The organism is Sphingomonas melonis DAPP-PG 224, from assembly GCF_000379045.1.
Classification (GTDB): Bacteria; Pseudomonadota; Alphaproteobacteria; order Sphingomonadales; family Sphingomonadaceae; genus Sphingomonas; species Sphingomonas aquatilis.
This window is the reverse complement of record NZ_KB900605.1, coordinates 3,792,706-3,809,881: the sequence shown is the minus strand read 5'-3', so window position 1 is coordinate 3,809,881 and position 17,176 is coordinate 3,792,706. Positions and strand designations below refer to the sequence as shown.

Below are 17,176 nucleotides of genomic sequence, written 5' to 3'. Positions count from 1 at the left end.
CAGGGATGAACGGCAGAAACTGGAAGGTAGCGCACGTCGGCGACTGGCCGGCTTTGCGTCGTCGAGACGGTGGTAAGGATGCTTCCGCCCTATCAGGGCGCGGGACCAATGGAGCTATTCTCTACGGGTAAGTGGTTGTTCCCGCCTCGAAACATAAACACAAATTTAGACAACTCTAAGCCGGTGGTGGCGTTCATCCTTCGCCTGTCAACAGCCTGAGCCGAACCACCCTGGCTGAGGCAATCGCCAAAGGAATACGAATGATGCGCTTCGCTTCGCTCGCCGCGGTCGCGTGCCTTTTTGCCACGCCCGCGTTCGCCCAGATCACCGATACCCGGTCCGACAAGGGGTTTCCCCAGAACAGCCTGTCCAGCCAGGTCCATGGCGGTCCGCAAGGCGAGGCGCAGCGCGCGTCGATCGCGGCACTGCAGCAGGCGCTGATCGAGCTGCAACAGCTCCAGCTTCAGACCAAACAGGCCCATTGGAACGTGTCGGGCACGCTCTTCTATCCGCTGCACGAATTGCTGCAGGATCACCATGACGGCGTCGCCAAATATGCCGACGAGGTGGCCGAGCGATTGCTCGCGATCGGTGCGTCGGCGGACGGCCGTGCCAACACCATCGTCCGTACCAGCCGCGTGCCCGAGATGCCGGGCGGCTTCATCGACGACGCGCAGGTCATCACCTGGTTCGCGGCCAATTATCGCGTGGTCAGCGACGAGATCGGTCAGGGTATCAAGGCCAGCGAGGACGGCGATCCGACCACCTCGAACCTGTTGCAGGAGGTGCAACATGCCATCGACAAATATCAGTGGCAGATGCGCGCCATGATCCAGCCGACGCCGACGGACCCCAATACCGGGGCAGATCTCAATGGCGGACGCCCGGTGCCGCCGATGACACGGACGGCTCCTGCGCGCTGATTGGACGGCCGAAAACATGGATTAGCACAGCATCGCGACGGAGCGCCTGGACAGAGGCGTTCGTCGCGATGGTAGCTATGGCGTCTTGCGACCCCGCCCGCGGACGGTTCGCCGTCGCCCGATCGCGGAGGGTAAACGCCCTCGCTTCGTCCTTATGCCGTGGTCGCGCCGTCTGGTTCGATCCCCGACACGACCCATGCGAGCGCGTCGTCGTAGGACGTGGTGAAGCGGGTTAAGGGCTGGTTGAAGATGCGGCGGACTTGCAGGCGGACCAGCGTGGTGCCGGTGACGATGGCGAGGGCGCGCGCATTTTTCATCTTGGTTAGGTGATCGCCCATCGCGGCGATCATGTCCTGCGCCTGCACCGGACAGCGTGAGACGTCGATGATCATTACGTAGCTGGGCAGGCGGGCGGCGGTGATCTGGGCGATCAGGTCGGCGACCAGCTGGTCGGCGTCGGCGCGGGAGAGCATGCCGTGCATGTCCAGCCTGAGGAGAGCATGGCTGCGGTCGACGACGATCTTGTACATGCGCGGTCCTCCAGCGCGGGCCATGATAGCGGCAAGTCGTTGATAAAGTGACTATCGGCTGTCCTGCGCTCGGGGGCGATCGCCCGCCCGCCGGGCACTGCGCACGTGCCACACACCTGTCACATCCGCGTGGCATCGTCGGATCAGGAAGACCGTAGATATCCCATGCGCCTGCTGATCGTCGAGGACGATCCCGTCATCGCCGATCAGATCGCCCGCAGCCTGCACGCCGTGGGGCATCAGCTGCGCGTGGCGACGACGGGGGCGGCGGCGCTGCTGGCGTTGCGGCAGGACGATTGCGACGCGATCGTGCTCGACCGGATGCTGCCCGACCTCAATGGCCTGTCGGTGATCGACCAGATCCGCCGTGACGGCCTGTCCACGCCGATCCTGATGCTGAGCGCGCTCGGATCGGTGAAGGACCGGATCGAGGGGCTGGCAAGCGGCGCGGACGATTATCTCGCCAAGCCGTTCGACATGGACGAACTCGCCGCGCGCATCGCAGCGATCGCGCGGCGCGGCACCCCGGCGGGTGACAGCGCGCGGCTGGAGGTGGGCCGGCTGCGGCTCGATCCCAGCGGCCATCAGGCCTGGTTCCGGAACCAGGCGGTGACGCTCAACCGGCGGCAATATTCGCTGCTCGCGCATCTGATGCGCCATGCCGACCGGCTGGTGACGCGATCGATGCTGCTGGAGGCGGTGTGGGGCTATGCCTTTGCGCCGACCGCCAATATCGTCGAAAGCAATCTCAGCCGGCTGCGTACCGCTCTGATCGGCATCGACTGCGACCCGATCGAGACGCAGCGGGGTGCGGGCTACACCCTGCGCTCCGAACGATGCGCCTGATCATGCGGCTCGCCGGTTGGGGAGGGCGGGGGCGTCCGCATGGCCTGGGGCGGCTGCCGATCCAGGTCGGGTTGACCTTTACCGTGATGATGGCGCTGGTCGGGGTGATCGGGTTCAGCGTCGCCGATGCGTGGATCGCGCGCCGGGTCGACACGTCGCTGCGCGCGCATGCCGCCAAATATCTTGGGCTGGGCCATGGCCAGCCGGTGACCGATGCCGTGGTCGCCGCGAAGATCGTCGACTGGCAGCGGCGCAAGGTGCTGAGCCAGCGCACCTATGTCCTGTTCGGCGCGGACGGCAGGCGGATCGCCGGGCGGCTCGACATCGCGCCGCCGCGGCTCGGCTATTCCAACGTCCGCTTCCATGCGGGTGGGCGCGGCACGCAAAAGGGGCGCGCGCTGGCGACACGGCTACCGAGCGGCAGCCTGCTCGTCATCGTCCAGCATAGCGAGGCGGGGGAATCGCTGCACGAACTCCTGCCCTGGGTCGTCGTCGCGCTGTCCCTGGCCGCCGCAGTGACCGGCGTCGCAGTGACGTTGGTGTTCGCGCGGCTGATCGCGGTGCGCCTCGCCGCGACGCAGGAGACGGCAGACGCGATCGCGGGCGGCGACCTCAGCCGACGCGTGCCGACGCAGGGGCTGGACGGCGTGTTCGCGGGGCAGGCCGACAGCCTCAATCGCATGCTCGACCGGATGGACGATCTGGTCCGCAGCCAGCGGTTGTTCGCGAGCAACCTGGCGCATGACCTGCGCACGCCGCTCACCCGGCTGCGCGGCATCCTGCGCAACGGCGCGGAGGATCCCGCCGTGCTGGAGCGAGCGGAGCGCGAATGCGCGGCGATCATCCGCATCTTCGACGCGCTGCTGCGGCTGGCGGAGATCGAGGGCGGGCGGCATCCGGCGGCGCTCGCCCCGCTCGATCTCGGCGCGTTGATCGAGGATGTCGCCGAGACGATGGAGCCGGTGCTGGCCGACCACGATGGCACGCTGACGCTGGAGGCGGGGGCGCTGCCGATGGTGGCGGGGGACGCCGATCTGCTGGGGCAGATGCTGGTCAACGTACTCGACAATGTCGTGACGCATACGCCGCGCGGCACCCACGCGCGCCTATCGCTGGCGTCGGACGGCGGATTTGCGCGGATCACGGTGGCGGACGATGGCCCGGGGCTGGCCGAGGCCGACCGGGCGCGCGTAGTGCAGGCGTTCGAGCGCGCGGCCCAGGCGGAAACGCGCGGCAGCGGGCTAGGGCTGGCGATCGTCCAGGCGATCGTTCGCTTCCACGGCGGTACGCTGCGGCTGGACGATGCCCGGCCGGGTCTCGCCGTCCGGATCGCGCTGCCGCTTATGCCGCCTGACGCTTGCGCCGGTTCCGCCGCCGGGTGAGCCACATGGTCAGATACATCCAGAAGCCGGAGCCCGCGAAGAACAGCAGCGCGACGCCGCCGCCGATGTTGAGGGCGATACCCACCGGGCCCAATGTCTCGCCCGAATGGATATGCTTGAACCACCGGTTCCAGCTTTTCATCGCGCTAGGCGCCGCCGGAGCATCGGCGGATACCGTCTTGGCCGGCGCGCGATCGAGCAGGTCGGTCGCCTGCGTCGCCAGCCCGGTCGCGGCGAGCAGCAACAGCAGGAGCGCGAACCAGGGGGCGAGCAGGCGGTGCCAACGGCGCATCGACGCATATCCATCATGTGGGCAGGTGGCGTCGCCCTGACACCCGCAATGTGACAGGCCGGCGATGCTTTCATTCTAAGTTTGCAATGTAGGCACGCTTTGCCCGCCCCGGCGCCCGATTGTCACGGATCGGTCATACAGCGCACCTAGCGCGCCGCTCGACATGGTCGTGCCCCGGCGGGAGGGGGCCGCCGACCGGTCGGGGGATACCATGATGCACATCCGATACGGGATGCCGGTCGCGCTCGCGCTCGGCCTGCTCGCAACCGCTGCGGTCGCCAAGCATGACGGACGGCCCGCGGCGTCGCTGCTCGATCCGGCAGCCTTCGCGCCCACCGCGATCATCGCGCCGCCGCCCGCGCAGGGCTCGGTCGTGGCGCGGCAGGAACTCGCCTATCTGCGCGCGCTGCATCAGGCGGCGCCGGCGGAGCGGATCGCGCGCGCCGATGCCGATGGGCATGACAAGGGGCCGCATGCCTTTAACGCGGTGACGGGGCGCGACCTGACCGCGCTGCCGGCTACCGCCGCGCTGCTCGCGCGCGTTGATGCGGAAACCGACGCGGTGGTCGATCGCGCCAAGGATCACTTCCGCCGCACTCGCCCCTATCGCACCGACCCGACGCTGCCGCACTGCGGCAAGGGCAAGGGCGTCGACGACAGCTATCCCAGCGGCCATTCGGCCTTCGCCTGGTCGACCGGCTGGACGCTGGCGCAGCTGATGCCGGACCGTGCCGCCGCCATCCTCGACCGGTCGCGCGACTATGCCGAGGGGCGCGAGATCTGCGCGGTCCACTACCCCTCCGATGTCGAGGCGGGCCACGCGGTCGGCCAGCTGGTCGCCGACCGGCTGCTCCACGATTCCCGCCTGGCCGATCAGGTCGCGGCCGCCCGCGCCGAACTCGCCCGCCGCTGACCGCACTTCCCCTTTCGTCCGAGGACCCGATGATGACCCATGTTCCGTTCCGCGCCGCTCTGCTGGCGGCCACCACGCTCGCGTTGCCGACTTTGGCGCATGCCGATCCCGTCGCGGGCCCGGTCGCCGTGCCGGTGAGCGAGCCGACGGCGACGGCCGTGCCGCAATCGACCAGCGCCGATCAGGCGGGGCAGGCCAATGACAAGCAATCGCTGACCACGTCCGACATCATCGTCACGGGATCGCGCACCGCGCAGGCGGCGCCGCTCACCGCCTCGCTGACCACGACGCAGCCGCAATCGGCGGTCAGCCGCGACTTCATCGAAAATAGCGCCGCCACCGCGGACGTGAACGAGCTGATCGCGTTGACGCCGGGCGTGTCGATCTCCGGCGCGGGCAACGGCTATGGCCTGTCGGAAACCAAGGCGACGATCCGCGGCTTCCAGGACGGCGAATATAACGTCACCTACGACTCGATTCCCTTTGCCGACACCAACAACCCGACGCACCATTCGACCGCCTTCTTCCCGTCGAACACGATCGAGACGATCGTCGTCGATCGCGGCCCCGGCAATGCCAGCCAGCTCGGCCAAGCGAGCTATGGCGGCAACATCAACATGTATTCGCGCGCCGCGACGGCGGATGCGGAGCTGCGCGGCGAGGCGATCGTCGGCAATTGGAACACCTTCATCGGCCGCGCGCTGTTCGAAAGCGGCAGCATCGACAAGCTTGGCGGCACGCGCATCGTGCTGACCGGCCAGTATCTCCAGTCGGACGGCGCGCTCAGCTATTCGCCGGTCGGATCGAAGAACCTGTTCGGCAAGGCCGTGGTGCCGATCGGCAGCGCCAGCACGCTGACGGTGATGAGTAGCTGGAACCGCAATTTCTATTATCAGTCCGACGTGCTGAAGGGCGCGACCTGCGGCAGCGCAGCGACCGACGCCTATAACGCCGCCAATCCGACGGCGACGATCACCACCGCGCTGGGCGCCGACGGCCAGCCGCTGACCCAGCTGAGCGGGCGCGGCTGCGGCGCGACGTCGCAGGTCGGGCAATATGGCTTCAATTACGGGCTCGGCAACAATCCGACTCAGCACGATTATTGGGAATATAACCGTACCGACAAGACGACGGACTTTTCGTACCTGCGTCTACAGAGCAACCTTGGCGGCGGGCTGACGCTCGACAATCGCGCGTACATGTATGGCTATACGAACAATACGCTGTCGGGGAATGGCAGCTCGTCCTTCGGCGTGCCCAAGGGCGGCACGCTGCCGGTGTTCATCGTCAAGTCGAACGGTGTCGTCACCGGCTTCACCGGCGCGGGGACCGCAGCCTCGCCTTATGTCGCGGTGTCGGGTGGCAACGACGTGCTGGGCTATGACAAGCTCAACAAATATCGCGTCTTCGGCTATATCGGCCAGGCGGATTACGACTTCGGCTTTGGCAAGCTGCGGCTCGGCGGCTGGTATGAATATGCCGTCACCGATCGCCACAATTTCGATCTCGACCGCACCACCAACCAGCCAAGCTACAACGAGAAGTTCAACAGCGGCACGGCCGCGACCAGCACGCTGCCGCCCATTTCCCAGGCGAACATCAACTTCGCGCAGCATTCGACCTGGCACCAGTATCAGCTGTTCGGCGAGGTCGAACTCCGCCCGATCGACGGCGTGTCGATCACGCCGGGCGTCAAATACGTCCACTTCACGCGCGGCGTGGATGCGGTCCTGCAACAGAAGACCCGCACGCCGCTCGACCTCAGCGCGACCTGGACCAAGACGCTGCCGTTCCTGACCGCCAATTGGCTGGTGACGAACAACTGGTCCTTCTATGGCCAATATGCGCAGGGCATGTACGTGCCCGACCTGTCGAGCTTCTATTCCGCCTCGGGCCAGCTCGTCACCGCGCTCGATCAGCTGAAGCCACAGACGACGACGAACTACCAGATCGGCACCGTCTGGCACGGCCACAGCATCTCGCTCGACGTCGACGGCTATATCATCAACGTCGACAACAAGATCGGCAATTGCACGACCACCGGCTGCGACACGACGCTGCTCGTGAACCAGGGGCAGGTCCGCTACAAGGGCGTCGAGGGGCAGCTCAGCGTCATGCCGATCCACGGCCTGACCCTGTTCGGCAATGCCAGCTACAACCAGGCGCGCAGCGTGCAGACTGATGCGCAGATCGGCAAGGCGCCCTTCGCCACCGCGGCGGCGGGCTTCATCTTCCGCAAGGACGGCTTCCGCGTGTCGTTCGACCAGAAATATACCGGCCCGCAATATGCCAATGATTACAACGGCAGCCCCGGGTTCCGCCTGTATCGCATCCGCCCCTACAGCATCGGCCAATTCGCGATCAGCCAGACATTCGAGGGCGGATTGAAGCTGGGCGTGACGGTTAACAACGTCTTCAACAGCCGCGCCGTGACGCAGATCGCGACCAGCAGCACCGGCGCCCCGACGACGACCATCAACGGCAAATCGTACCAGTCTGGCTATGGCCAGCTCGACCAGTTCAATTATTTGCCGCCGCGCTCCTTCCTGCTGACCGCGGGCATCTCCTTCCGGTAAATCCTGCCGGCCCGACGGCGTGGAGATCGACGAGGGGGCGTCCGCCCGACCGCGGCGGACATAAGAGGGCTTGGACGTGCCGGCTTTTGTGGCCGGCACGTTCATGCTGGCCCTCAGGCCGTTGCACCGCCATCGATGCTGAGCGTGGTGCCGGTGATGTAGCTGGCATCCGGGCCGGCGAGGAAGGCGACCGCCCCCGCAATCTCCTCGACCTTGCCATAGCGGCCGAGTGGTATGGATTGCAGCAGCTGTGCGGCGAAGTCGCTGTCGGCGGGGTTCATGTCGGTGTCGATCGGCCCCGGCTGCACGGTGTTGACCAGAATGTTGCGGGGAGCGAGGTCCTTGGCCCAGCCGCGTGCCAGCGCCGCCACCGCCGCCTTGGTCGCGCTGTAGACCGTGGTCGCGGGGAAGGCCATTTCGCCCGAGATGCTGCCGATCAGGATGATCCGGCCACCGTTGCGCAGGTGCGGCAGGGCCGCGCGGGTGCCGACGTGCAGGCCCTTCACGTTGACGGCGAACTGACGGTCGTAGGTCTCGTCGGTGTCCTCGGTGATGGACGCGAACTCGGCGACCCCGGCATTGTGGACCAGGATGTCGATCCCACCCAAAGCCGCGGCGGCTTGTTCGACGCCGGCGCGCTGCGACGCCGGATCGGCGGCATCGGCCAGGAAGGCGAAGGCGGTGCCGCCCGCACGCTCGATCGCCGCCACCGTGGCGTCGGCGGCTGCCTTATTGCCCGCATAGGTGATCGCCACGGTCGCGCCCTCCGCTGCCAGCCGCTTGGCGATGGCCGAGCCGATGCCGCGCGATCCACCGGTGACGAGCGCTGTCCTGCCCTGAATCGACATATAAAATCTCCAAAAATGCTGGCCCGCGATCACGGCATCGTGCGCTGTCGGCAGGCGAGAAATGGGGTGACGTTTCAACAGTCCAATAATGCCGAACTATTAAATTCGCTGCGACGTCCTATATCGCTGGCATGGCCCGCTTCACGCACCCCAGGCTGGAGGACGTTCCGCTCGATCTGGCGCTGCACGCGCTCGCCGATCCCAATCGGCTGGCCATGGTGGCGCGCCTGGCCGCGACCGAGCGGCTGAGCTGCACCGATGCCGCGCCGTGCGATACGATCCCGAAAAGCACGCTGTCCAACCATTTGAAGTTGCTGCGTGCGGCCGGGCTGATCGAGACGACGCAGGCCGGGCGAGAGATGATCAACACGCTGCGCCGGGACGAGTTCGACCGGCGTTTCCCGGGCCTGCTCGACGTGGTTCTCGCCAACCGGCCGGGCTGAGCCGGCCGATCGCGGCCGCCGCATCGTCGTCGCGGTTTGTTTCGCGCGTCTTGCATCTTGCCTAGTTTTTATAGACTTGGGTGACGGTCGGCACCGTCTTGGCTGGACTATGGTTCGTTCGAAGGTTGGGAGAGCGCGGGGAAAGGCCCCCCAGAGCCCGAAACGAGGACGGAGGGTGGTAGGATGCGGCCCCGCGCGGGATCGATGCAGAGGGTCGGGGCGATGCGGCGCAGCGGGGACGACGCATCGAACGAAGAAAATGCCGGTGCGAGTATATTTTTAAGGGGTGGTCATACGGACCACTTTGTCCGCATCCTTTGTACCCAAGGATAGGTAGAGCGTCCAGGAAGACGGCCTGAACCGCGCACATCCGCCATTCTGGCGAGCGCTGGTGACCCCTACGGGAATCGAACCCGTGTTTCAGCCGTGAAAGGGCCGCGTCCTAACCGCTAGACGAAGGGGCCGTGAAGGCGTTGGGGGCGGTTAGGGGAGGCGGCGCCGTCGGTCAAGCCTCTTTTCGTCAATCGGCCCAGGCGGCGTCTTCCAGATGCAGTTCGGCGGCGGGGCGGCTGCCCCAATCGTCGATCTTGGCGCGGCCGGCGAGCCACAGGCGACGGTGCGGGGCGGCGGCGAGCAGCGCCTGCCCCAGCGCGCTGTCGGCGGCGCGGAAGGCGACCGCCTTGAAACTGCGGCCGTCGTCGCCCGCGACGATGGCGCGGACATGGCCGTTGCCGACCACGTCGGCCTTGATGATGCGGACCGGGCCAGCGGCAATGCGCGGCGCGGGCCAGCCCATGCCATAGGGGCCGCCGACATCGAGCGAATCGACCAGTGCCGGATTGACGCCGCCGGGGGCGAGCACGGCGTCGACCAGCAGCGCACGCTCGCCGATCGCACGGGTGACGGCGGCGGCGAGGCGCTCTTCTAGAAAGTCGGTGAAAGCGGCGACCTGATCGGCGGCGATGGTGAGGCCTGCGGCCATCGCATGGCCACCGCCGGCGACGAGCAGGCCGTGTTCCTTGGCGGCGAGTACCGCAGCGCCCAAGTCGACGCCGGCGATCGACCGGCCCGATCCCTTGCCGACGCCGTGTTCGTCGATCGCGATGACGATCGCGGGGCGGCCGAGCTTTTCCTTCAATCGCCCGGCGACGATGCCGATGACGCCGGGGTGCCAGCCCTCGCCCGCGACGACGGCGACCGCGCGGTCGCTCGCGATCATCGCATCGGCGGCTTCCTGTACGCCGCTTTCGATCAGGCGGCGCTCGTCGTTGAGGCGGTCGAGCTCCTCGGCGATCGAGCGGGCTTCGGCGGGGTCTTGCGTGGTGAGCAGGCGTACGCCGAGGTCGGCCCGGCCGACGCGGCCACCCGCGTTGATGCGGGGGCCCAATGCGAAGCCGAGGTCGCTGCACGTCGGCGCGCGGGTGAGGCGCGACGCCTGGATCAGCGCGTCGACGCCGATGTTGCGGCGCTGCGCCATCACCTTCAGCCCCTGCGCGACGAACGCGCGGTTGAGGCCGCGCAATTGCGCGACGTCGGCGACGGTGCCGAGCGCGACGATGTCGAGATGGTCGATCAGCCTGGGTTCGGCGCGGCTGGCGAAGACACCGCGGCGGCGCAGCTCGCGGATCAGCGCGGCGGCGAGCAGGAAGCAAACGCCGACCGCGGCGAGGTGGCCATGCGCGGCGCCTTCGTCCTCGTCGAGCCGGTTGGGATTGACCAGAGCATGGGCGCGGGGGAGGGCGGCGGCGCATTTGTGGTGGTCGACGACGACGACGTCCACCGGGTGGGCGTGCGCCATGTCGAGCGCATCGAACGCCTGCGCGCCGCAATCGACGGTGACGATCAGCGAGGCGCCTTCCTGCGCCAGGCGGACGAGCGCGTCGCCCGACGGGCCATAGCCTTCGAGCAGGCGGTCGGGGATATAGGGGCGGGCCTCGATGCCGAGGTCGCGCAGAACGAGGATGAGAAGGGCGGCGGAGGTGGCGCCGTCGACGTCGTAATCGCCGAAGACGGCGATGCTCTCACGGGCTTCGACCGCGTCGGCGAGGCGGACGGCGGCGCGGTCCATGTCGCGGAAGACCGAGGGGTCGGGCATGAATGCGCGGATCGAGGGCGCGCGATGCTGCTCCAGCGCCTCGCGCGGGGCACCGCGGGCGAGCAGCAACTGTGTGACGAGATCGTCGGTGCCGAAGCCGTCTCGCCCGTCGGCGGCAAGACTGCGCCAATGCCAGGGCTGGCCGAGAATCGAGTGGGTAACGCCGAGAACGGGGGACATGGGAGCAGGATTTTCCGAAGGGCGCGCCGGGCCGCGCGCGACGTCTCCCTTAGGGCAGACCGAGAGCGGCCGCAAACATCAGGCGGTGGCGGGGCGCCTGCGGAACCACCAGAGCCACAGGACGGTAAACCCGGCGAGCGTGCCGATGCCGCGCATCACCAGCGCATCCGTCTCGCCCCCGAACGGCGCATTGCCCGTGTAGCGCGCGATCGCGTAGCCGAACGCGAGCATGAAGCCGCCGAATGCCGCGGGCAGGCGCGGGGCCAACCGGCCGAGTACTAGCCTGGTGACGAGCGCGATGAGCAACGTGGACGCGAAGGCGTTGAGCAGATGGGCAGCGAGTGGCATCGTGCCAGTCTACGCGGCGGCAGGCGTCTGCACCAGCGTCCGCCCTTCGACACCAACCCCTTGCGCTCCTATAGAGGAAGGTGATGGCCGATTCCTTTGACCTTGGCGAACCGCCCCAGCCTGCGAAGGCGAATCCCTACCGCGTGCTCGCGCGCAAATATCGTCCGCAGACCTTTTCCGAGCTGATCGGGCAGGATGCGATGGTGACGACGCTGGGCAACGCGATCAAGCGCGACCGGCTGGCGCATGCGTTTCTGATGACCGGGGTGCGCGGGGTCGGCAAGACGTCGACCGCGCGGCTGATCGCCAAGGCGCTGAACTGCGTCGGACCGGATGGGCAGGGTGGGCCGACGATCAATCCGTGCGGGGTGTGCGAGCCGTGCCGTGCCATCGCCGAAGGGCGCCATATCGACGTGATCGAGATGGACGCCGCTAGCCACACCGGCGTCGACGACGTGCGTGAGATCATCGACGCGGCGCGCTATGCGGCGGTCAGCGCGCGCTACAAGATCTACATCGTGGACGAAGTCCACATGCTGTCGAAAAATGCGTTCAACGCGCTGTTGAAGACGCTGGAAGAGCCGCCTGCGCACGTCAAATTCCTGTTCGCCACGACCGAGGTGAACAAGGTGCCGATCACGGTGCTGTCCCGCTGTCAGCGGTTTGATCTGCGGCGCATTTCGGCGGAGCAATTGGCGGAGCACTTCGCCTTCGTTTGCCGTGAGGAGGGGGTGGAGGCGGAGCCCGAAGCGCTGATGCTGATTGCGCGCGCGGCGGAGGGGTCGGCGCGCGATGGCCTGTCGATTCTGGACCAGGCGATTGCGCATGCCGGGCTGGAGGGCGGCGGGGTCAGCGCCGCGGCGGTGCGGCAGATGTTGGGCCTGTCCGATCGTGGCGCGGTGCGTGACCTGATGGCGTTGCTGCTGGCCGGCGATGCGGCGGGCGCGCTCGCCAGCCTGCGGCGGCAATATGACTATGGCGTCGATCCGCAATCGGTGCTGCGTGCGTTGCTGGAGACGGTACACGGCATCACGCTCGCCAAAGTCGGCACGGCGGAGGACCCGGCGCAGCCGGTCGAAGAGCGGCACGCGCGGGGCGAATGGGCGGCGAGCCTCTCCTTCCCGGCGCTGCATCGCCTGTGGCAGCTAATGCTGAAGGGGCATGACGAGGTCGCCAAGGCGGTGTTGCCGATCGAGGCGGCCGAGATGGCGCTGCTGCGCGTCATCCATGCGTCCAGCCTGCCCGATCCGGGCGAGTTGGCGAAGCAAATCGCGAGCGGCAAGATCGGTGGTGCTCCGCCCGCGTCCGCCCCGGCGGCGGCCCCGGCGCCCGCGCCGGTTGCGGCCATCGATGAAAAGCCAGCCATGCCGGCGGATTTCGAGGCGCTGGTCGCGATGCTGGAGGACAAGGGGCATCACGCCGTCGCCGCCCAATTGGGCTACGGCGCGCGCGTCGTGCGGTACGAACCGCCCGAGCTGATCCTCAGCGGATCGCGGCCGATGTCGGCGGATACGCTGCGCGATGCCGCTGATGCGCTGAAGCGCGCGACCGGGCAGGTGTGGAAGATAGTCTTGGAGGATGCGCCCGGCGCGCCTACCTTGCGCGAGAAGGACAAGGCCGAGGAAGAGGCGACGCGGCAGGCGATCCTGGCGACCCCGCTGGTACAGGCGGCGTTGGCGGCGTTTCCCGACGCGGAGCTGGAAACCTGGCCGGGTAAACGGAGTGTGGCATGAAGAACCTCGATGAAATCCTCGCAATGGCGCAGAACGTCCAGAGCGAACTGCAAAAGGCGCAGGACCAGCTCGACACGATCGAGGTCGAGGGTGTGTCGGGCGGCGGCCTGGTGAAGGTGAAGGCGACCGCCAAGGGCCGGATCATCGGCATCGCGATCGACGATTCGCTGATCGAGGTGAGCGAGAAGCAGATGCTGGAAGACCTGCTCGCCGCCGCCTTCAACGATGCGCGGGCCAAGGCCGATGCGGCGTCGGGCGCCGAAATGTCGAAGATGACGAGCGGCCTGCCGTTGCCGCCGGGCTTCAAGCTGCCGTTCTGATGGACGGTCCGCTGGGATCGGTCGCGCGTGCCGCACCGGCGATCGCGATGCTGGGGTGTTTCGCCTGCCTGATCGGCGGCGGCGCGCTGCTGGCGCGGGGCGGCGATCGGAAGAAGGCGGTGCTGTTGCTGGTGATGTCTGCCGTGCTGCTGGGGAATGTTCTGATCTGGCAGATGTGATGTTGTAGGTCCTCCCTCGCTTTAGCGGGGGAGGGGGACCGTTCGCGTAGCGAATGGTGGAGGGGGCGTTTCCGCGGACGCGGCCTGCCCGGGATTTTAGAGCGTCAGGCGGCGGTACGCCCGGTGCCGCGGCAACGGATAGGGGCGTCGTGTCCTCCCCCTCCGTCACGCCTTTGGCGTGCCACCTCCCCCTGGCGGGGGAGGAATTTCAGTGGCAGTTAGGCATAGGCGAAGCCCATGCCGTCAGTCGGGGCTGCGCCCCGCTGGCCGGGCTGGCGATGGTCGCGGAATAGCGGGGCTATTCCGCTACGCCAGCCTCACCGGATCGGCGAGTTCGGGTCTAGCCGCATATCCAGATAATTGTCGACCGAGCGCATCAGTTCGGGCGTCTCATTCTCGAAGAAGTGGTTCGCCTTCGGGATCGTGTCGTGATGGATCGTGATGTGCTTCTGGGTGCGCAGCTTGTCGACCAGCTTCTGCGTCGCGCCGGGGGTCGCGACTTCGTCGGCTTCGCCCTGGATGATGATGCCCGACGAGGGGCAGGGGGCGAGGAAGCTGAAATCGTACATGTTCGCCGGCGGCGCGATCGAGATGAAGCCGCGAATTTCGGGGCGGCGCATCAGCAGCTGCATGCCGATCCACGCGCCGAAGCTGACGCCCGCGATCCAGGTGGTCGAGGCCTCTGGGTGGAAGCTCTGCACCCAGTCGAGCGCGCTCGCCGCGTCGCTGAGTTCGCCGACGCCATTGTCGAACGTGCCCTGGCTCTTGCCGACGCCGCGGAAGTTGAAGCGCAGCGTCGCGAAGCCGCGGCGCTGGAACGTCTTGTAGAGCTCCTGCACCAGCCGGTTGTTCATCGTGCCGCCCGCGCTGGGGTGCGGGTGCAGGATCATCGCGACCGGTGCGCGGGGACGGGGAGCGGGGGCGAAACGCCCTTCGAGGCGGCCTTCGGGGCCGGGAAAGATGACTTCGGGCATGGGTCTCGCCACAGATAAGGGGCGCGCGGGTATGCGCAGAATGTTGCGCGCTATATAGGCCGCACACCCGTTTTCGCAATTGGAACGAATCCTGCCCGACCGTCTCTACCTGGATCATGCCGCGACGACGCCGATGACCGCCGCGGCGCGGGCGGCTGTGGCGAAGGGGTTCGATCTGTGGGCCAATCCGTCGTCGCCGCATCGCGAAGGGCGCGCGGCGCGTGCGGCGCTGGAAGAGGCGCGGCGCGCGATCGCGGCGGCGCATGGCTGGCGGGGGGAGACGATCCTGACCAGCGGGGCGAGCGAGTCGCTCGGCATCGCCCTGGGGCGGACGACGGCGCCGCGGCGATTGATGACCGCGGTGGAGCATGACGCGGCGTTGCGCGCTGGCGGCGATGCGGGCGTAGTGCCGGTGGACAGCGACGGGCTGGTCGACCTCGCTGCGCTGGAGGCGATGCTGGCGGCGGGGCCGGCACTGGTCTGCGTGCAATGGGCGAACAGCGAGACGGGGGTGCGCCAGCCGCTGGCCGCGATCGCCGAGCGCGTGCATGCGGCGGGGGGATGGTTGCTGGTCGATGCGGCGCAGATGCCCGCTTCGGTGGAATTGGCCGACCTTGCCGACATGGTCGCGCTGTCGGCGCACAAGCGCGGCGGGCCGCCGGGCGTAGGTGCGCTGCTGGTGCGCGATCTGACACTGCTACATCCAAGCGGGGGGCAGGAGCGCGGCTACCGGCCGGGCACCGAGAATCTGCTGGCGGTGCTGGGCTATGCCGCCGCGCTGGCCGAGCCGGAGCCGGATCATGGCGCGCTGCGGGCGAAGCTGGACGATGCGATCCGGCGCTCGGGCGGTGAGGTGGTCGCGGAAGGCGCGCTGCGGCATCCGGCGATCGGTTCGTATCGGTTGCGCGGATCCGCGGCGGCGGCGCAATTGATCCTGCTCGACAGCGCCGGCTTTGCAGTCTCGGCGGGCAGTGCCTGTTCGAGCGGGAGCATGAAGCCGAGCCATGTGCTCGCCGCGATGGGCTGGAGCGCGGACGCGGGGCGCGAGGTGATCCGGGTGAGCTTCGGCCGCACGACGACCGAGGCGGAGGTGGACGCGTTCATCGCCGCCTGGCGCGCCATGGCGAAGCAGATGCGGCGGGCGCCGTGATCTACGTCGATTATCAGGCGACGACGCCGCTCGCGCCGGAAGCGCTCGCGGCGATGCTGCCGTGGCTGGCGGATCAGCACGCGAACCCGCATTCGCCGCACCGTCCCGGCCGGGCCGCCAAGGCGGCGGTCGAGGTGGCGCGCGCGCAGGTCGCGGCGCTGCTGCCGCCGGGCGGGCGCGTGGTGTTCACCAGCGGTGCGACCGAGGCGCTCAACTGGGCGATCAAGGGAACGCAGGGGGCGATCGTCACGCTGGCGACGGAACATGCCGCGGTGCTCGATACGGTGCGGGCGTCGGGGCGGTCGGCCTCCGTGTTGGGCGTCGGTGAGGACGGACTGGTCGCAGCGACGGACGTGTCGGCCGAGGGTGGGCTGGTCGCGGCGATGCTCGTCAACAATGAGATCGGGGTGGTGCAACCGATCGCCGAGCTCGCCGCGCGGGCGCATGCCGGGTCTGCGCTGATGCTGTGCGACGCGGTGCAGGGCTATGGTCGCGTGGCGATTCCGGAACATGTCGATCTGGTCGCGGTGTCGGCGCACAAGATCTACGGACCGAAGGGGATCGGCGCGCTGTGGGTGCGCGATGGCGTCACGCTGGCGCCGTTGCTGCATGGTGGCGACCAGGAGGGCGGGCGATCGGGTACGCTGTCGCCGGCGCTCTGTGCCGGCTTCGGGGTGGCGGCGCGACTGATGGCGGACCGGTGGGACGCAGACGCAGCGCATGTCGAGCGATTGTGGGCCCGAGCGATCGAGCGGCTGCGCGGGTGGACGATCAACGGCGCGGTCCAGTCGCGCTATCGCGGCAATCTCAACGTGCGGTGCGACGGGCTGGATGTGGCGCGACTGATGTCCGATTGCCGCGACATCGCCTTTTCGGCGGGGTCTGCGTGCGCGAGCGGATCGGGGCGGTCGAGCCATGTGCTGCGCGCTTTGGGGCTGAGCGAAACGCAGGCGCGGTCGAGCATTCGGCTGGGCTGGGGACGCTATACGACCGAGGACGAATTGACGCAGGCGTTGGATGCGATCGCTGCGGCGGCGCGGGCGCAGGGGGTGGCGTGATCCGGGTGCGGTTCATCGGGGCGGACGGCAGCGTGCGCGAGGCGAAGGGCGTCCAGGGCGCGCGGCTGCTCGATGTGGCGCAGGCGGACGGGCAGCCGCTGGAGGGGACGTGCGATGGCGATATGGCCTGCGCGACGTGCCACGTGATCGTCGCGGCCGAGGATGCGGCCCGCCTGCCGCCGCCACGGGAGGAGGAGGAAGACCTGCTCGATATGGTGCCGCAGGCCACGCGGACCAGCCGGCTGGCGTGTCAGATCCGGTTGAGTGCGGCGCTCGACGGGCTGACGGTGCGGGTGCCGGGGTAGGGGTGACGGATAAGGGAGCGCTGCGAATCTCATCGTTGCTCCCACCAAAATGCTCCCGTCTTTCCTGACGGTTGGACAACG

The 17,176-nt window shown here is 68.0% G+C and carries 18 protein-coding genes and 1 tRNA gene; 12 read left to right on the top strand and 7 right to left on the bottom strand.

Annotated features, from left to right (window positions below):
- Positions 1–260 precede the first annotated feature (260 nt).
- Positions 261–923: a Dps family protein gene (locus tag SPHME3_RS0118385; RefSeq protein WP_017977862.1), complete on the top strand. Its 663-nt coding sequence runs from the start codon at positions 261–263 to the stop codon at positions 921–923.
- 152 nt (positions 924–1,075) lie between these two features.
- Here SPHME3_RS0118385 and SPHME3_RS0118380 read toward each other — a convergent pair whose 3' ends face one another.
- Positions 1,076–1,453 carry an STAS/SEC14 domain-containing protein gene (locus SPHME3_RS0118380; protein ID WP_018251139.1) on the bottom strand — a complete coding sequence of 126 codons (378 nt, stop codon included), beginning with the start codon at positions 1,451–1,453 and terminating at the stop codon, positions 1,076–1,078.
- A 165-nt stretch (positions 1,454–1,618) separates the two neighbouring features.
- Between SPHME3_RS0118380 and SPHME3_RS0118375 the strand changes: the two genes are divergently transcribed.
- Positions 1,619–2,299 (top strand): response regulator transcription factor, encoded by a 681-nt coding sequence (locus SPHME3_RS0118375; RefSeq protein WP_017977864.1) that lies wholly within the window; start codon positions 1,619–1,621, stop codon positions 2,297–2,299.
- Positions 2,290–3,681 carry a sensor histidine kinase gene (locus SPHME3_RS0118370; protein WP_017977865.1) on the top strand — a complete coding sequence of 464 codons (1,392 nt, stop codon included), beginning with the start codon at positions 2,290–2,292 and terminating at the stop codon, positions 3,679–3,681. Before SPHME3_RS0118375 ends, SPHME3_RS0118370 begins: the two co-directional genes overlap by 10 nt.
- Here the strand turns inward: SPHME3_RS0118370 and SPHME3_RS0118365 are convergent.
- Positions 3,641–3,973 carry a hypothetical protein gene (locus tag SPHME3_RS0118365; protein WP_017977866.1) on the bottom strand — a complete coding sequence of 111 codons (333 nt, stop codon included), beginning with the start codon at positions 3,971–3,973 and terminating at the stop codon, positions 3,641–3,643. The two genes, SPHME3_RS0118370 and SPHME3_RS0118365, sit on opposite strands and share 41 nt — an antisense overlap.
- A gap of 211 nt (positions 3,974–4,184) precedes the next feature.
- Between SPHME3_RS0118365 and SPHME3_RS0118360 the strand changes: the two genes are divergently transcribed.
- Positions 4,185–4,886 carry a phosphatase PAP2 family protein gene (locus SPHME3_RS0118360; protein ID WP_018251138.1) on the top strand — a complete coding sequence of 234 codons (702 nt, stop codon included), beginning with the start codon at positions 4,185–4,187 and terminating at the stop codon, positions 4,884–4,886.
- Positions 4,887–4,918: 32 nt separating this feature from the next.
- Positions 4,919–7,462, top strand: coding sequence for a TonB-dependent receptor (locus SPHME3_RS0118355; RefSeq protein WP_018251137.1), 2,544 nt, complete (start codon positions 4,919–4,921; stop codon positions 7,460–7,462).
- A gap of 113 nt (positions 7,463–7,575) precedes the next feature.
- Here the strand turns inward: SPHME3_RS0118355 and SPHME3_RS0118350 are convergent, their stop codons facing one another.
- The gene (locus tag SPHME3_RS0118350; RefSeq protein ID WP_017977869.1) at positions 7,576–8,310 is read right to left on the bottom strand and encodes an SDR family oxidoreductase; all 735 of its coding nucleotides are present in this window, start codon (positions 8,308–8,310) and stop codon (positions 7,576–7,578) included.
- Between the two features lie 131 nt (positions 8,311–8,441).
- Between SPHME3_RS0118350 and SPHME3_RS0118345 the strand changes: the two genes are divergently transcribed.
- The gene (locus tag SPHME3_RS0118345) at positions 8,442–8,753 is read left to right on the top strand and encodes an ArsR/SmtB family transcription factor (protein WP_017977870.1); all 312 of its coding nucleotides are present in this window, start codon (positions 8,442–8,444) and stop codon (positions 8,751–8,753) included.
- Between the two features lie 389 nt (positions 8,754–9,142).
- Here the strand turns inward: SPHME3_RS0118345 and SPHME3_RS0118340 are convergent.
- From SPHME3_RS0118340 to SPHME3_RS0118330, 3 genes are all read right to left on the bottom strand, one after another.
- A tRNA-Glu gene (locus tag SPHME3_RS0118340) sits at positions 9,143–9,217 on the bottom strand.
- A gap of 56 nt (positions 9,218–9,273) precedes the next feature.
- Positions 9,274–11,028, bottom strand: coding sequence for a single-stranded-DNA-specific exonuclease RecJ (gene recJ / locus SPHME3_RS0118335; protein WP_017977871.1), 1,755 nt, complete (start codon positions 11,026–11,028; stop codon positions 9,274–9,276).
- Positions 11,029–11,106: 78 nt separating this feature from the next.
- Positions 11,107–11,376: a hypothetical protein gene (locus SPHME3_RS0118330; RefSeq protein ID WP_017977872.1), complete on the bottom strand. Its 270-nt coding sequence runs from the start codon at positions 11,374–11,376 to the stop codon at positions 11,107–11,109.
- A gap of 83 nt (positions 11,377–11,459) precedes the next feature.
- On the opposite strand from SPHME3_RS0118330, the gene SPHME3_RS0118325 reads away from it, so the two are divergent.
- From SPHME3_RS0118325 to SPHME3_RS0118315, 3 genes are read left to right on the top strand one after another with little or no spacing between them, the layout of a single operon-like run.
- Positions 11,460–13,109 (top strand): DNA polymerase III subunit gamma/tau, encoded by a 1,650-nt coding sequence (locus tag SPHME3_RS0118325; protein ID WP_017977873.1) that lies wholly within the window; start codon positions 11,460–11,462, stop codon positions 13,107–13,109.
- Positions 13,106–13,429, top strand: a complete 324-nt coding sequence (locus tag SPHME3_RS0118320) for a YbaB/EbfC family nucleoid-associated protein (protein WP_018251134.1) — start codon at positions 13,106–13,108, stop codon at positions 13,427–13,429. Before SPHME3_RS0118325 ends, SPHME3_RS0118320 begins: the two co-directional genes overlap by 4 nt.
- Positions 13,429–13,608 carry a hypothetical protein gene (locus SPHME3_RS0118315; protein WP_017977875.1) on the top strand — a complete coding sequence of 60 codons (180 nt, stop codon included), beginning with the start codon at positions 13,429–13,431 and terminating at the stop codon, positions 13,606–13,608. Before SPHME3_RS0118320 ends, SPHME3_RS0118315 begins: the two co-directional genes overlap by 1 nt.
- Positions 13,609–13,925: 317 nt before the next feature.
- On the opposite strand, the gene SPHME3_RS0118310 is transcribed toward SPHME3_RS0118315, so the two are convergent.
- Positions 13,926–14,582: an alpha/beta hydrolase gene (locus tag SPHME3_RS0118310; protein ID WP_018251133.1), complete on the bottom strand. Its 657-nt coding sequence runs from the start codon at positions 14,580–14,582 to the stop codon at positions 13,926–13,928.
- A gap of 133 nt (positions 14,583–14,715) precedes the next feature.
- Between SPHME3_RS0118310 and SPHME3_RS0118305 the strand changes: the two genes are divergently transcribed.
- The 3 genes from SPHME3_RS0118305 to SPHME3_RS0118295 are packed head-to-tail and all read left to right on the top strand — an operon-like array spanning position 14,716 to position 17,095.
- Positions 14,716–15,732: a cysteine desulfurase family protein gene (locus SPHME3_RS0118305; RefSeq protein WP_051066242.1), complete on the top strand. Its 1,017-nt coding sequence runs from the start codon at positions 14,716–14,718 to the stop codon at positions 15,730–15,732.
- Entirely contained in the window at positions 15,729–16,790 is a 1,062-nt protein-coding gene (locus SPHME3_RS0118300) for a cysteine desulfurase family protein (protein ID WP_017977878.1), read from the top strand. The genes SPHME3_RS0118305 and SPHME3_RS0118300 overlap by 4 nt, the downstream gene beginning before the upstream one ends.
- Positions 16,787–17,095: a 2Fe-2S iron-sulfur cluster-binding protein gene (locus SPHME3_RS0118295; protein ID WP_017977879.1), complete on the top strand. Its 309-nt coding sequence runs from the start codon at positions 16,787–16,789 to the stop codon at positions 17,093–17,095. The genes SPHME3_RS0118300 and SPHME3_RS0118295 overlap by 4 nt, the downstream gene beginning before the upstream one ends.
- Positions 17,096–17,176: the final 81 nt, after the last annotated feature.

Coding starts and splice junctions, on each gene's coding strand:
- SPHME3_RS0118355 (WP_018251137.1), top strand. CDS start 4,919: ATGACCCATGTTCCGTTCCGCGCCGCTCTGCTGGCGGCCACCACGCTC.
- SPHME3_RS0118385 (WP_017977862.1), top strand. CDS start 261: ATGATGCGCTTCGCTTCGCTCGCCGCGGTCGCGTGCCTTTTTGCCACG.
- SPHME3_RS0118350 (WP_017977869.1), bottom strand. CDS start 8,310: ATGTCGATTCAGGGCAGGACAGCGCTCGTCACCGGTGGATCGCGCGGC.
- SPHME3_RS0118370 (WP_017977865.1), top strand. CDS start 2,290: ATGCGCCTGATCATGCGGCTCGCCGGTTGGGGAGGGCGGGGGCGTCCG.
- SPHME3_RS0118380 (WP_018251139.1), bottom strand. CDS start 1,453: ATGTACAAGATCGTCGTCGACCGCAGCCATGCTCTCCTCAGGCTGGAC.
- SPHME3_RS0118310 (WP_018251133.1), bottom strand. CDS start 14,582: ATGCCCGAAGTCATCTTTCCCGGCCCCGAAGGCCGCCTCGAAGGGCGT.
- SPHME3_RS0118375 (WP_017977864.1), top strand. CDS start 1,619: ATGCGCCTGCTGATCGTCGAGGACGATCCCGTCATCGCCGATCAGATC.
- SPHME3_RS0118320 (WP_018251134.1), top strand. CDS start 13,106: ATGAAGAACCTCGATGAAATCCTCGCAATGGCGCAGAACGTCCAGAGC.
- SPHME3_RS0118330 (WP_017977872.1), bottom strand. CDS start 11,376: ATGCCACTCGCTGCCCATCTGCTCAACGCCTTCGCGTCCACGTTGCTC.
- SPHME3_RS0118325 (WP_017977873.1), top strand. CDS start 11,460: ATGGCCGATTCCTTTGACCTTGGCGAACCGCCCCAGCCTGCGAAGGCG.
- SPHME3_RS0118360 (WP_018251138.1), top strand. CDS start 4,185: ATGATGCACATCCGATACGGGATGCCGGTCGCGCTCGCGCTCGGCCTG.
- SPHME3_RS0118305 (WP_051066242.1), top strand. CDS start 14,716: ATGACCGCCGCGGCGCGGGCGGCTGTGGCGAAGGGGTTCGATCTGTGG.
- SPHME3_RS0118315 (WP_017977875.1), top strand. CDS start 13,429: ATGGACGGTCCGCTGGGATCGGTCGCGCGTGCCGCACCGGCGATCGCG.
- recJ (WP_017977871.1), bottom strand. CDS start 11,028: ATGTCCCCCGTTCTCGGCGTTACCCACTCGATTCTCGGCCAGCCCTGG.
- SPHME3_RS0118365 (WP_017977866.1), bottom strand. CDS start 3,973: ATGCGCCGTTGGCACCGCCTGCTCGCCCCCTGGTTCGCGCTCCTGCTG.
- SPHME3_RS0118345 (WP_017977870.1), top strand. CDS start 8,442: ATGGCCCGCTTCACGCACCCCAGGCTGGAGGACGTTCCGCTCGATCTG.